Here is a 13,793-nt window from a genome sequence, read left to right as displayed (position 1 = left end):
TGACTAAACATTCAATGGATATAAAGAGGCGAAATCTAAGTCACCATCGAAACATCGAGAGTGGATCGAGGCAATGCAAAGTCTGTACGATCGAACGCGTTTTTCGGACCCCCGGATTAGCCTGATGTCAAAGTCCGCGACGCTAGCCGGAAGCAGCGTCAGCGAGAAAGCTTTTCCCAATATTCAGGTCGATAATTCCAGGCCGGTGCACATCATCTGTTTTGTAGGAAGCTCCGCGACAGCCCCTTTGACCATCGCCCCTCCCTACCGTGGCAACGAACTGGAATGGTTCGGACCATGGCAACTCTTTCGGGTGTGAGCATGCATCTGCAATTTCATCAGGTCCGATACTTCTTGGCCCTCGCGAGGACGCTCAATTTTACGCAGGCAGCCAAGCAATGTAATGTAACCCAGCCGGCACTGACAAAGGCGGTCCACAAGCTGGAGGAGGAGCTCGGCGGTGCGTTGATTCACCGTGAACGTCGTTTCACCCAGCTCACGGAGCTGGGCAAAATAATTCTGCCCACGCTGGAGAGGGTATTTGTTGCCGCAGAGGCGGTAAGGCATCAGGCGCGAAGCTATCAAAAGAAGGCAATCGCCCGGCTCAAGATTGGGCTGGCGCCGTCAGTTTCCGCAGCACTGATTACGGAATTGCTCCTGGAACTCGCCAGGACTATCCCTGAACTGCGATTCGATTTACGCGAAGCCAATGGCGACGAGCTCGTTGCGTTGCTTCTGGATGGCGAAATTAATGCGGCGCTCGTCGGCGAGGCTGTGGAGCTACCTGAGAGGATCGACCATTGGTCGCTCTTCCAAGAACGGTACATGCTTGTCTTGTCTCGAGAACATGCGATGACGAGGAAAACCGCTATCCCCATCCAAGACTTGCGCGACGTGGTATTTCTCGAAAGGCTCGGATGTGACGTCGTCGGCAGATTCATGCGGGAGTGTTTTGTCGACCATCCAGGCCCTAAGGTTGTGCACACCAGTGATCAGGAACGGCATCTTCAGCAAATGGCATCCGCCGGTTTTGGAGCCATCTTGGCCCCAGAGCACGCTCCTAGGCTGCCATCGCTCGCTGCTATTCCGATTGAGGGCGACCCAGTTCGGCGTGAGGTGCATCTCTTGGCTGTGGCGGGGAGGCAATATTCGCCGGCACTTGACGCGTTTATCAAGATTGTGCGTACTCGCGACTGGACGAGTGCGCTGGAAAAACTCCGAAACGCATCTGCCCCTGCCTCAAACAACGACAACATTCGTAACGCTGGCTCACAACATGGAGATTCCTTATTTGAGCCACGAATCCGGACAACTCGGAGCGAAGATCTGGAAGCGCGTCTATCCTGGCAACCGCACTCAGTAGAGCGCTGACTACTCGCGAGATGCGCGGTGTGGCCTTGGCGGTCGAGATCACGATCTTCGGTCCACTCCTCAGAATGGATCCGCTTCTAGTAGTGCGATCCTCCGGGCAAGCCCGCTCGAGAGCAGACACATCCCGACTCCATCGATTTCATGCTCCCGCCTGAGCAAATCCGCGGCACGAAATGAAGATCATAGCCGCTTTTCTCGAAGGGCGCCCTAGCCGCCCAGGGCTCGACTACACAAAAAGCGCTCCTGAACCAAGCTCGCATGCGCATCAGTCGCATTAAGTCGATGCGGCTTGCGGTACGACGTGGCGAAGCTGGCGTCGTTCGACTCTGCTTTCTTCTTGGTGGATAGCTTTCTAGCTAACTGCTGCAAATCAAGCACAGAGCCCTGCTTCGTACATCTCCAGCTCATAGACGGTCGTCCCAGCTGCGTTGCCGCAGTCCGCATGTCGGAACGATGTGGCATTTCTCACATGGACTCTGGATGCGTGGCCGCGAATTTGCTCGTCTTTTTGAAAGAGAGGTTCTTGCCGACCTCGGGCCAGTCACACTCTAATCGGAGTGGCGAGGTCGGTAGAAGTGTCTTCGGAAGAAACAGCTCCTCATGGACGAGTGGGTTGCCACGGAAATTCACGACTGTCTCCTGATGCACCTAGTGGAGATAGGAGAGCGACAATGAAGTGGCTTGTTGCAGATTTTCAAGAACTTCTAGCCTTGATGCGTAGCCCTCAACAGCAGCACAAAGCGCTACAACAACACCAGAACTTTCCGCAGATACAGCTGATGGCCAATCCCCGACTTTGGACATTGCGCAGCCTGGCAATAATGATTGTCTATCGACTTGATTGCGAGAGGTGATTTTCATCGCCGAGGTTGCAAAGTTATTCTCGTTGGGTGTTCCAAAAGGAAAAGGAGTTACCATGAAGACTCAAATCCGCGGCCTCGCGGCTGCGCTTGCAATTGCTGTTCCTATCGCAGTCGTCGCCACGGCTGAATCGTCGGCCGCGCCGATCAATGGCACCTCGATCAAGGCAGCCGTACCTAGCGGGACGACAGACGTGCGCTACCGGGTACGGCGGAGCCATCCCTACCCTCAGCACTGGAGCTACCCCGCCTATTATTCGGGCTAGGGCTATCCGGCCGATGGTTCCTATTGGGGCTATCCGACCGATGAATCATACGATGCAGCCTACGATTACGGACATTACAGGTCAGGTTGCTTGCCTGGACCGCGTGTCGGCGCATTTGCAACAGCACCCTGGACTGACACACCGACGTGTGCGCCGTATTGATAAGATCTCCGACGCAGGATCTGGACGAATATGCAAGGAGGTTGATGCGGCCTCCAGGCAACCCGCGATCGGATCACCGCGCTCGAAATCCAATGTATTGATATGTTTACATTGGAGCCTTCCGAACTAATAGCGTCCCAACTCCTCTGGGACTGGTAGTGCCTAGGGCGAATGGTGACAACAAAGCTTGGCAGCGCGCGGCCCCTCAAGCCGCCGCTAGCCGCGACGTCTTTGAGATGTTAGCGTTCTTCAGCTCTCCGCGCCTCGCCCGCTGGGGCGTCAGCAGTAATGCTCCGAGGGGTCGGATTATTTCCGGTTAACCCTCAGAGATCGAAATCGCTTCTATGATGGAGGCGGACACCCCCGCCTGAGCCCGCCGACTTGCGGCGTCCGCATGTTGCCGGACTTTGTTCGTTGCCACGCCACGGGCCGCTTGCGCAGGCATCAGGTGATCGAAGGAGCAGCACGCCCTTTGTTCGGTGAATAACAGCCCAGAAATTCTTCGCCGGCGACCGACGAATTGCTTCCTGAAGGTGGGCCATAGCAAGAGTGACTGGAGCCGCCTGGACCAACTCCTCGATTGCCGCCACGACGTGCTGAACATTCTCGCTAAGGTAGTCCTCCGCCAGCGGCCGGTTCAGTTTCGGAGATGGTCGCGATACGCCCACTTTGCGCACGCGTGCCTCTACCATGTGCTGAGGCATTGATTATCCATCTTTTGCTTCACGCAAAGCATCAGATTGCGTGGTTTGCCGCCAGCACGCTGAGCATGATCTCGATGCTATCGTCATTTTGTTAACAGGAGTTGGACGGCTCTAGGCTGCGGCAATGTCTGCCTCGTGTCATGACCGCCGTTCGGAAGGAAGGCCGGTTGCTTCCGGCCTACCCCGATAACCTGACCTAAACTTCAGCATCGCGATCGGCCGGAACGGGCCAGACCCTTCCCTCTGGAGTTGCGTGTCTCTATCCGTCGATCGCATGCGTCATCGCCGTGCACTACGACCCCGGCGGAATCTGAGGGCAATGAAGAGAACTCGGACTGAAGATACGGTGAATTGGCCAGGGCAACCGCAGCAGGCAACGCCGCGCGATGCAATCGCCGCCCGAATTGAGGTCCATGATAAATGGTTATCGGATAGATAGTCACACGGCATTTCCCTTTCTCGGGCGGCGGCGGCATCCTCCACCCAATTCGCAGCATGCAATGAAGGCCGCTGTGCTGTGGCACGCGGCATCGGGCGGTTCGGTCGGGGTGGGCCATGAGGCAAGCTCGACAATCGACAGTCAACAACAGGAGGTTAGAAATGCCAGTCCAGAAGCCAGTTCTCACGGCGCTCAAGGGCGGTCAGACGGTGACCTTGAGCAAAGGCTCAACCATTGAGTTGAAAGTGGAGAGCGGCGAATCCGGAGGCGACTATGGCGCTGTCCTGTGGAATGTGCGAGCCGGCGAGGAGCCGCCGCTGCACACTCACTCGCGCGAGGACGAGCTAGTCTTCGTGGTTCAGGGGCAGCTCATCGCGCGGGTTGGCGATACCCGCGTCGAGGTCGGGCCGGGCGCCTACGCGGCTCTTCCCCGCGGAGTGCCGCATACCATCGAGGTGGTCGGCGACCAGGCGACCCTGCTCGTCAGCTTCGTGCCGGGTGGGTTGGAGCGCTTCTTGGTCCCAAAGGACGGCAAGGAGCCCAACCCGGCCGATTTCGGCATAGCGCTTGCCTAGAGCTTGATCAGGAAAAGCGTGCAGCGATTTTGATGCGGCTGGTGGCATTCCTCGCGACGGCATCACGCGACACGGCGGCAATAACGATCGTCTATCGACTCTATGGCGAGAGGTAATTTCCCTCGCCGGGCGTTGCAAGGTCACGCTCCAAAGCATCGTCGCACCGACATTCAGTGCCGCCACCGAGACGCGATGCGAGATTGAGACGCCAGGAGGCACGATATGCAAAGCAAGGACGTAAAGGCGGCCTTGAATGGCAAAGAAGCCACCTATTTCGGTGTGCCATGGGAAGATGCCTACGGATACGCGCAGGCGATTAAGGTTGGCGACACGATCTATGTCTCCGGCCAGCTCAGCCACGACGAAAGGGGGAACCTGATCGCGCCTGCTTCTCTCGATGAATCCGGCAAGCCGGCGGAGTTCTCAATGATGGAACAGCAGATGCGGGTGACCTACGCCAATGCGGTGAAGCTCTTGGCGCGCTTCGGGGCAACGCTGGTCAACGTCGTCGAGGAGACGCTCTATGTCCTCGATGTCGACGCCGCATTCGCCGTCGCGGGCAAGGTGCGCAAGGAGGCCTACGGCTCAGAACGACCTCAGTGCGCCAGCAACCTGATCGGTGTGGCGAGACTAGCCTTTCCTCAACAGCTCATCGAAATCACCTTCAAGGCTATACTGCCGGTAGATGCGAAGCGGCGCTGATGAATCCCCGATTTGAAGCTAATGAAATCCTGACCCAAGGACCTAAAACCGACAGAGCAGTGTCCGATATCTTGATCGAGCCGAAGGATTGCGCCTTGGTGCTGGCCGATCAGCAAGCCGGACTTGCTTTCGGCGTGGGATCGATCGATCGCCAAATGTTTCTGAACAACGTGATCGCTCTAGCACGCACTGCCACTGTTTTCGGCATACAGATCGTGGTGTCCACGTCCGCCACCAAGGTCTACAGCGGCCCCCTGTTGCCCGCAATTCGGGCCGCGATTCCCGAAGTAGTGGCGATCGATCGCCGCAACATGAACAAGCAGAGGACGACGCTGCGCGCGGCGCGATCGTGTCGACTGGACGACGGAAGCTGATCTTCTCGGGACTGTTGACGGAGGCGTGCGTGACCTTTCCTGTGCTCTCCGCTCTCGCCGCTGGGTATGAGGTACATGTCGTCGGCGACGCTTGCGGCGGGCTCACTCCGGTCAGTCACGATCCGGCGCTGCGACGCATGGAAGTTGCGGGAGCGAAGCCCACGTTGTGGATCCAGGTGCTTCTGGAGCTTCAACGCGACTGGACCCGGCATGCGACCTACGATGGAGCGCGAGCGATCGTCGAGGCTCATGGCGGCGGCTACGGTATCGGCCTGGTCTATGCGCGCGATATGATCAAGCCCGCGTAAGAAACGCGCCGATCACCCATCGGAGTTATTCCCTCGCTACGTGCCCGGGCGCAGGTCGAACTGGACGTCGTAAGTCTGCTCGGCGAGAGCGCCAACAATTCGTCGCCATCTGGAATTGTCACATATCCAGCTCGTCGGACAATCTCACAACTTACTTGCCTCCGCTCGCACGCGTACGAGCCATTTCATCTGGAACGGCAACGGTCCAAGCCTCTTCGCGCAGTATTTCGCGAGCGTGCACGTGCCGCTACCCAACGCGGCATTTTGGATCGCGGCCATTATCCATCTTGTCGGGGGCCTGGCAGTGCCAGTGGGTTTCAAGACTCGGTGGGCAGCTGCTCTACTCGCCCTTTTAAGTGTTGCCACTGCCCTTGGCGTGCATCTCCCGAGCGGAGACCAAGAACACACAATCAATTTCTACAAGAATTTGGTGATGACGGGTGGGTTCCTCTGCGTGATAGCCTTCGGCGCTGGTACGTCAGCATCGGCGGCAAGGCCGGGTAGTGTATTCACGCTCTTTGGCCGTCATGTCGGAGATGGGTCAAGATGCGGCGTGATTGCTTACGGATTGGCGCGGCGGCTCTACCCCGAGAAGCCGACCTGACGTTGAGGGACCATCGGCGGAATGGGACAATACGCGACATCGGCTGCAAGAACTCACGCAACGACGGGGTGCTGTCCTGGATTGTAACGGGAAACAGGTCGAAGTTGGGCCAAGGCAAGCGCTATGCATTCCACATGGCGCGGTTCATCGGTTGACAATAACACGGGTCAAGACGTGAAGGCGCTCTGTGCGATTACGCCGGCAGCTATAGGTCCGCAATATTTCCGCGAACGTGCCGAGGTGATCGACAACGCAGCCGGTGGTGGGCCAGACAGCGGAGATCATGCGTCGCCATGGTCTCACGCCGGCTCCTCCGCAGTCGTAACGGCGCCTACGGAGCCCCATTGGGACCGCTAACGAGGTGTCCGGCCGGCGGCCGCAGCCAGTGCATCGAATACATCGACAATAGTCGATCAAATCGTCGCGTCGCCAAGCCTCTTCAGCGACGCGGACTCATCCATGCGGGTCCAACATCGATTAGGATTGCGGTCCGACCGTGCGACCGGGAGACGCGACGCGGAACGCGCGTGTTTCAGGCAGGAATTGCGTGCCATCGATCGCGTTGAGCGATCGTTCGCCACTGTAGTGGGGGCAAGCTTTTTGCGCTGCTCGTTGGCATCTTCCTCTCGACGAAACTCTAGATCGAAGAGCACGCCTCCAAGTGATTGGCCGCGACGAGAAAGATAGCGCATTCACACTACTTTGGCGCGCTGTGAATGCGAGGTAAGAACAGGATTTTCTCAGACTCGATCGGGTGGAAGACTCGCTGCCGCCCGTGCGCGGCTGGCACCGATCCTGAGGTACAAATCGGGAGCATTCAAATGGAGGAGAATTCTGCGCTAACCACTTTTCTAAACTCTCGTATCGGCCGCTTGAATTAAACGCCTTAGACGCGGCCGCTCCAGAGAATGAAAACGATAACGATCCTGCATTTCTAACGGCGCACAGACAAGAATATCGTCCCCAACACCTCATCGATATTTGGTGGCAGCACGAGTCGCCTATCAATCACAGCGCGGTTGATCTCGTGCGCCGCCCTACTCTCGATGTCCCAAGAACTCAATCGAGCTGCCCAGCATGCAGGAGTTGCGCTATGTCCTTTCGCCACATCACAAGATCTATCCACACCTATCTCATCGACTATCCTTCAGCCAGCGTCTTGATGGTCGCGCCCTTCCGGTTGAACTTTGGCAAGAACAGTCCTATCGCACTCTGGCTCTGGGCGGTGACCCGCGTTACGACGCTTCTGCCTCACGCTTTCTCGGACCACGCGACGGGGCTCGTCCGGGTCATCCGTTACTGGCTGCATCCTTGGATGGACAGCGCATTCAGCGCGATTTCCATTGCTACCTCGTCTGCCGTCCATTTTGGTGGGGTCGACATCTGTTGCTACCCGGTTCTCGCCGCTGCGGTCTTGCTGACAACCCCAGCCCTCAGAGCAATCGAAACGGGCACTGCCGTGGTAGCCAATCTCGGCACTCGGGCTATCATGTGGCGACCGCTTCAATTTTAGCGCAGCATTCCGTCGCAGAAAACGATATGTCGCGCCGACCCTGAATGAATCGATCGTATCCAGCCAGAATGCGATTGAGAAGATTTCCATAGCCACTTACCTTTTCAATCAAACAAGACAAGCGCATGGGTAGGCGCAGATGGCCAGCGCCTCCATTCTGCGCGGCGCCGCCTTGCCCAGCGCGGAGCTCTTCCCTTGGTTGACACGCTACTTGCGACGCGCGGACGGCCGGGCGGCTGGCCGTCAAACCAGGTACACGTAGTTGATAGCGAACCGCGGACGACCGGATTGAGCAAGCCCCATGGACTCCGTCCGGACCAACCGGCGTGACCGCCTCGACTCTAGCCGGCATTCCAGCGAGATCCTGTCGCGGTTGACAGGGTGAGCACCAGGTTTAGCCCGTTGGGTTACAATCACTCCTTTCCGGAACGCGATGTAGTCTTCAAGGGTCGCGTAGTAACGCGCTGTATCGTCGTTAGGTTCACCATCGACAATGAGCTACGAGTAATTCGCGGGACCCTCTATGAGCTCGAGCCAATGAACTCCGGGCAAGATCCGTTCGGCCGAGCCGAGAGAACTGATCCGCTAAAGCGCGGTGAAATGAAGGCAACGGATCGATCTAGGCGAGGGACCGCCTGCATCGGCGCGCGCCTGCCGCTCACGGACAAACGCGGATGACCTTCTTCCCGTTGACCCGCTTAGCCTGGTTGAAGGCGGCAACAGCGTCATGGAGCGGCGCGACGATACCGATGTTCGGCCGAAGTCGTCCGTCTCGCACCCGCTGGACGATCTCACTAAGTTGGACGCGATCGGGCTCGACGACAAAGTCGATCGCTATGAAGTTGGCGGGCTGTATCTCGATGGGCCCGACGATCGACACCAGCGTTCCTCCGGCTCTCACCAGGCGCGCGGACTGTTTCCCAATAACGCCACCAATGAGATCGAACACCAAATCGACGTCGCCGACGTCTTCCAAGGCGTCGTTCTCGAGGTCGACGAACTCTTGCGCACCAAAGTCGAGCGCCTTCTGACGGTCTGCGGCCCGTCCGGTGCCGATGACGTAGGCGCCGGCCTCACCTGCGAGCTGGGTCACCATCGATCCGACTGCGCCGGCAGCCCCATGCGCGAGGATGCTCTGGCCTGCCCGTAAGCGGCCGTGGTCGAACAATCCCTGCCATGCGGTTAGGCCCGAGATGGGTAAGCTCGCACCCACTGTGAAGTCGACGTCGCCCGGCAGCGGCGCGAGATTGCGCGCCTCGACCGCCACATACTCCGCCAGGGTGCCGTCGCGATACCAGTCCGCGAGGCCGAACACTCGCTGTCCGACCGACAGCCCTGTCGTGCCATAGCCGAGGGCGGTGACCACTCCGGCCAACTCGTGCCCAGGAACCGACGGTGTCCGGTCACGGTCGAGGCGATCGGTCCAGGTCGAGGGCCACGCCAGCTCGGTCCCGACGAATCCCGACGCATGAACCCGAACGACGACATCGTTTATCGCTGCCTGCGGCTCGGGCCGCTCCACCAGCTTCATTCCGACCGTTCCCGCAGCCTGGCTGGGCACTGCAATAGCTTTCATCGTCCACCTCTTGAGCGTGGTCTGTCGTGATGTTCGTATTCTTCGCGGGCTACCAAAATACGATTCAAGACTCGTTCGTCTAATGACCTATGGCTATGGAATCGATGCCATCGACGCGGCGCCAAAAGATGCAAAGGTGTGGTATAGACACAGATATCTGCTTCTTACGACGAGACCGAATCGTGAGTGGGTGGAACATGATCATTTCTATGCAGCATTGGGGTCGCTCAGCCGCGCACCCGTTGGCTGCGGAAACTGGCGGCGCGCCGTGGAAGTCTGCCATAGAGCGGCTGGAGGCGTGCGGCGTCGATTGTTGCGAGCGCCATGCCGGCGCAGCTCCTCCTGTTCAAGAAGTCGCCCGCGCGGAACTCTCGACAAGTGGGATGAGATGTTCACGGGCCCATCCTCTAGGCGCGCCTGTAACCCACGCATCATCGAAATCATGGCTTTACGAGTCAGCTCTTCGTCGACAGGGCGACCAGGATGGGCGCGGTCATAAAGCTGTGGTCGAGGGCGTACAGTTCGCGGCGACTAAAATTGCAGACACACTCGGGCGGCATATCGAGATCGGCTAAGTCGCGGCACTCAAGAACGAGATACTACATGTTTTCAGTGATCTTTGAGACGCTCCCAAATCGAGAGAAGTGGGATGACTACCTCGACAAGGCCCGGTTACTTCGCCCAGAGTTGGAGCGGGTCGATGGCTTCGTCGATAATACGCGCTACAAAAGTCTGACCCGAGAGGGCTGGATCCTTTCGCTTTCGAGCTGGCGGGACGAGAAGTCACTCGTACGCTGGCGTATCCGCTCGCCTCATCATGAGGTCCAGCAGAAGGGCCGCGACGAAATCATCGCTGACTACCACCTCCGCGTCGGCCAGATCACCGCTGATAATCGAGTGCCGCCGGGGTACGCCCTCGCGGACCAGAGGCTCGAGGAGACCGAATTCGGCGACGGGACGACGGTCACGCTGATTAATGCGACTCGCCCGACGGAGTGGAAGCAGACGAACAACCCCTACGAATGTGCCGAGTGGCTCGGCCTAAATCCGTGGGCCGCCGACTGTATCTCCTGGGACATCTTCGAGGCCCTGCTCACGCCCGGCGACCTGATTTTGCTCATATCTTGGAAGGACGCGGCTGCAGCGCTGGCTTACGAGGACACTTCCGTGTTGGACGACAAGGCTAGGGTCCGGAGAGTGCGGATTGTGCGTGACTACGGGAAGTACGACCGGCGTGAGGCGCCCCAGTATTTCGCAGATGCCAACGGCCGTGAAACCGTCCACGCGTGACACTGCGAGCGCGAGCGGGCTGAACCGCGACGAACGATCTCCTTCGGCTAATACCGCGTGCCAAGTCGGGGAGATTTGAATTCATACACACTAAGGAGATTTGGTCTCAAACCACAGTTTCAGCTTCGGGCGCCGCAGTTGCCCCCCGTTGTAAGCTCACTTGCTGTTCGCGAGTTTCCCTCTGCCCCCCACGTCACCCACAGCCTCTCGAGATGGTCAATGCGACTGATAGAGTTCAGAGGGAGCCGGCGAGCGGAACAACGGGAAAGTCCCTGTCGGGATCAAACACATTATTGAAAAAGTTCGTCAGAGAATACATGGCCACCAGCGCGATGATCTCCATGACGTTCGCATCCGTATAGCCGGCATCGCGGACGGCCTTCAGATCGGCTTCCCTGACTTTGCCCCGGCTCTCAATGACCTTGCGCGCAAACTGGACGGCGGCGTCCCGCTTCGGTTCAATGGCATGCCCCTTCCGAGCGAGAATAATTTCATCCGCCGACAGCTTGGCCATTTGTTCGGCCGTAAAACTATGAACATTTAGACAGTAGTTGCAGCCATTCACTTCGTAAACGGCTAGGCCAATGCTGTCACGGGTCTTCACGTCGAGCACCTTGCTCAACGACCCGAGCAGGGCGGCCCAAGCATTGAGCGCAATCGGGCTCTGCGCGAAGGTCGCCATCATGTTTGGCGTGAAGCCGATCGCCCTGGTGAAGGCATCAGTTTGCAATCAGCAGGCACGTCTTCTGGCTTTAAGGCTGCAGTTCTTGGCATCGTAGTCCCCAGAATAACTTTCAAACGAGTTCCAGCACATCGGCCACCGGACGGCGCGGCTTCTGCGGCCAATTTCCCGGACGCTCCGACCCTACAGACAAGAGCATGACGGGTACTTCCTCCTTGCTTAGTCCGAACTCGCGGTGCACCGCCTCAGCATCAAAACCGATCATCGGCGTCGAGCCTAGGCCCAGCGAACGGGCCGCATAGATCATCGCAGCCGCGCCGAAGGTGCCGGTGCGTATTGCTTCGTCGCGCTGGCGCTGTGGGTACTCCATGTAGAGATCGCGCGCAGGGATCTCCCATTCCGGCACCATCTCTTCAGGCATGATGCCTGCTTTTACCACAGGTGCTAGACGCTCTGGTATTACGGTCGAATCGGCCAGCTGGCCGCAGACGATAAAGGTAACGGCCGCTTCGGTGATTGCAGGCTGACTCCAAGCTATCGGACTCAGTCGCGCCTTGGCTTCCGTCGTGCGCACGGCGATGAATCGCCAATTCTGCAGGTGGAAGGATGTCGGCGCGGTGGTGCCGACCCGCACTAGATCGCGGATTTGGTCGTCGCTCAACGTGGCGGCAGGGTCATAGTACTTGGCCGCGCTTCGGCTCAGGATACATTCGATCACGGCGTTGGTCATGGCGATTCCATTGGTCATGGTACTTCCAGTCATGGTGGTTGCTATACGTGCTTGCATTATTGCGGTGACGAGCCCGTTCAACACTCATACCGGAGGCCATGGGCGGCCCCGGGTTGCTCCCGGCGGATCCGATAAGACCCGCTAGGTGGATCTGGCCGGCGCCAGCCACCGGCCCCCTCGCCTGGTCCGCGCAACTACTGTCTTCATCGTCCCCACGCCGGCGCGCGGTGGGCCATCATCTTCCGCATTCATTTGCATCGAACAACACTATTCTGGCAGCGGTAGCTCAGCCAATGACCTTTGGTTATGAAATCGATGCCATCGACGTGGCGCGCAACACTCAGTCGGATGGTGCAAACATGTGCTTCTCGCGACGAAACCGACTCTCTTATTGGACGGAGAGTCTTGAGAGGCGGCTAGCAGAGACGCCTAATACGGAAGGGATATCCGGGCGTAACGCGAACACTTCCCAAACAAGCAAGATGACCGACGGGAAAGAGAGAACCGCGTCTTGGGCTTTCGATCTAGCCTGTCAGGCACAAAATACTTCGATGCAGATCTCTAACGAACGCATAAGCATGCAATTCCTGATCTCTATCTCGCTTGCGCTTGTCAGAAACAAGATTACCTGATCGTCCAATTCGCGGGATCAGTATTGATGAATTGTTTTTCGGGCGGACATCATTCGTCAGATCCGCGGGTCTGCTCGGCCCGAGACCCTACAAGTCGGCGAACCTGGTTGAGAACGTCAGATGGTTCTCGGCGGATCGTGAAGTCAGGCTCGACGAAGGCGTCCCTGATAACACCGCCTTGATCTATCACGAAAGTCGCCGGAATTGGCAGCATCCACTCAGTCGATCCATGACGGTCCGCGAAATCGTAACCTTGGCCCGCGTAGTGCGCTTTGGTTTGTTCAGGGACACGAAACAGGACGCCGTAGGATATTGCCACCGCGTAGTCGACATCCGCAAGCATCGTCAGGTCCAGGTTCAACTGCTGTTTGAGCTGCCTCGGAAGGTCACGCGTCTCGGGGGACAGCACAACAAGCTTCGCTTTTAAGCTATCAAACTCGGGTTTGACCTCCTGAAGAGCGCGAAGCTCTGCGTTGCAGAATGGGCACCATCCGCCCCGGTAGAAGCTCACTACAAGCGGCCCCTCACGACGAAATTGTTCCGACGAATGAAGCCGCCCATCCGCATCGGGCAGGAGAAACTCTGGTGCCAATTCGCCAACCCGCAAAGCGCGCGAGGCGACATCGGTCTCTCGCAGCCAATTGACCAGATTGGTGTACGCTTCTCGGTCCGTCTGGCTAAGCCCCGCCAAAAGCTCGGAACGTACCTGTTTCAGGGTCTTAGTTAAATGGTCTGACATCATTGCGATGTTGCCACTGGCGGTCCACCAGTGAAAGCCACATCAGGCATTCCGGGACGAACGGACACCCCTTCTGGATTCCAGAGCTCTGTTGCAGGTCGAATTCTCCCTCCAACTTGAGAGTGCGCTCAAACGAATCTATTTCGCCTTCGGCGCCGTGACGAAAGCTAACGCCCACTACCACCCGCTTCAGTGGAAGCTTCTTGCGTCTCGTCTGAACACAAATAGTCATCGCGGTGCACGCAGCGAAAGAAACGCTGAGAAGA

General features: G+C 58.1%; 13 protein-coding genes and 1 pseudogene. 9 read left to right on the top strand and 5 right to left on the bottom strand.

Annotated elements, in window-relative coordinates; all coding sequences use genetic code 11:
* Positions 1 to 297 precede the first annotated feature (297 nt).
* Positions 298 to 1,371: a LysR family transcriptional regulator gene (locus FOM02_RS19570; RefSeq protein WP_265442007.1), complete on the top strand. Its 1,074-nt coding sequence runs from the start codon at positions 298 to 300 to the stop codon at positions 1,369 to 1,371.
* 648 nt (positions 1,372 to 2,019) lie between these two features.
* On the opposite strand, the gene FOM02_RS19565 is transcribed toward FOM02_RS19570, so the two are convergent.
* Complete coding sequence (locus tag FOM02_RS19565) at positions 2,020 to 2,289, bottom strand: hypothetical protein (protein WP_265442006.1); 270 nt, start codon at positions 2,287 to 2,289, stop codon at positions 2,020 to 2,022.
* Here FOM02_RS19565 and FOM02_RS19560 point away from each other — a divergent pair.
* The 7 genes from FOM02_RS19560 (at position 2,288) to FOM02_RS19535 (ending at position 7,878) form a co-directional block, all read left to right on the top strand.
* Positions 2,288 to 2,497: a hypothetical protein gene (locus tag FOM02_RS19560; protein ID WP_265442005.1), complete on the top strand. Its 210-nt coding sequence runs from the start codon at positions 2,288 to 2,290 to the stop codon at positions 2,495 to 2,497. The two genes, FOM02_RS19565 and FOM02_RS19560, sit on opposite strands and share 2 nt — an antisense overlap.
* A gap of 1,466 nt (positions 2,498 to 3,963) precedes the next feature.
* Positions 3,964 to 4,377 (top strand): cupin domain-containing protein, encoded by a 414-nt coding sequence (locus FOM02_RS19555; RefSeq protein WP_265442004.1) that lies wholly within the window; start codon positions 3,964 to 3,966, stop codon positions 4,375 to 4,377.
* A gap of 222 nt (positions 4,378 to 4,599) precedes the next feature.
* Positions 4,600 to 5,079, top strand: coding sequence for a Rid family hydrolase (locus tag FOM02_RS19550; protein WP_265442003.1), 480 nt, complete (start codon positions 4,600 to 4,602; stop codon positions 5,077 to 5,079).
* Positions 5,079 to 5,453, top strand: a complete 375-nt coding sequence (locus FOM02_RS19545; protein ID WP_265442002.1) for a hypothetical protein — start codon at positions 5,079 to 5,081, stop codon at positions 5,451 to 5,453. The genes FOM02_RS19550 and FOM02_RS19545 overlap by 1 nt, the downstream gene beginning before the upstream one ends.
* Before the next feature lie 29 nt (positions 5,454 to 5,482).
* Complete coding sequence (locus tag FOM02_RS19540; RefSeq protein WP_265442001.1) at positions 5,483 to 5,761, top strand: isochorismatase family protein; 279 nt, start codon at positions 5,483 to 5,485, stop codon at positions 5,759 to 5,761.
* A 115-nt stretch (positions 5,762 to 5,876) separates the two neighbouring features.
* Positions 5,877 to 6,365 carry a DoxX family protein gene (locus tag FOM02_RS47165; RefSeq protein ID WP_416207775.1) on the top strand — a complete coding sequence of 163 codons (489 nt, stop codon included), beginning with the start codon at positions 5,877 to 5,879 and terminating at the stop codon, positions 6,363 to 6,365.
* A gap of 1,093 nt (positions 6,366 to 7,458) precedes the next feature.
* Positions 7,459 to 7,878 carry a hypothetical protein gene (locus tag FOM02_RS19535; protein ID WP_265442000.1) on the top strand — a complete coding sequence of 140 codons (420 nt, stop codon included), beginning with the start codon at positions 7,459 to 7,461 and terminating at the stop codon, positions 7,876 to 7,878.
* A 658-nt stretch (positions 7,879 to 8,536) separates the two neighbouring features.
* On the opposite strand, the gene FOM02_RS19530 is transcribed toward FOM02_RS19535, so the two are convergent.
* Positions 8,537 to 9,454 (bottom strand): NADP-dependent oxidoreductase, encoded by a 918-nt coding sequence (locus FOM02_RS19530; protein WP_265441999.1) that lies wholly within the window; start codon positions 9,452 to 9,454, stop codon positions 8,537 to 8,539.
* A gap of 603 nt (positions 9,455 to 10,057) precedes the next feature.
* On the opposite strand from FOM02_RS19530, the gene FOM02_RS19525 reads away from it, so the two are divergent.
* Positions 10,058 to 10,744 (top strand): antibiotic biosynthesis monooxygenase family protein, encoded by a 687-nt coding sequence (locus FOM02_RS19525; RefSeq protein ID WP_265441998.1) that lies wholly within the window; start codon positions 10,058 to 10,060, stop codon positions 10,742 to 10,744.
* A 235-nt stretch (positions 10,745 to 10,979) separates the two neighbouring features.
* Here FOM02_RS19525 and FOM02_RS19520 read toward each other — a convergent pair.
* The 3 genes and pseudogenes from FOM02_RS19520 to FOM02_RS19510 all read right to left on the bottom strand — a co-directional run bounded on the left by FOM02_RS19520 (position 10,980) and on the right by FOM02_RS19510 (position 13,530).
* Positions 10,980 to 11,518: pseudogene (locus tag FOM02_RS19520) on the bottom strand (carboxymuconolactone decarboxylase family protein).
* Positions 11,519 to 11,538: 20 nt separating this feature from the next.
* Positions 11,539 to 12,174 carry a nitroreductase family protein gene (locus FOM02_RS19515; RefSeq protein ID WP_265441997.1) on the bottom strand — a complete coding sequence of 212 codons (636 nt, stop codon included), beginning with the start codon at positions 12,172 to 12,174 and terminating at the stop codon, positions 11,539 to 11,541.
* A 663-nt stretch (positions 12,175 to 12,837) separates the two neighbouring features.
* Positions 12,838 to 13,530 (bottom strand): peroxiredoxin-like family protein, encoded by a 693-nt coding sequence (locus FOM02_RS19510; protein WP_265441996.1) that lies wholly within the window; start codon positions 13,528 to 13,530, stop codon positions 12,838 to 12,840.
* Between the last annotated feature and the right edge of the window lie 263 nt (positions 13,531 to 13,793).

This window comes from Bradyrhizobium sp. SEMIA (assembly GCF_014844175.1).
Lineage (GTDB): Bacteria > Pseudomonadota > Alphaproteobacteria > Rhizobiales > Xanthobacteraceae > Bradyrhizobium > Bradyrhizobium arachidis.
This window is presented reverse-complemented; position numbering and strand designations above follow the sequence as displayed.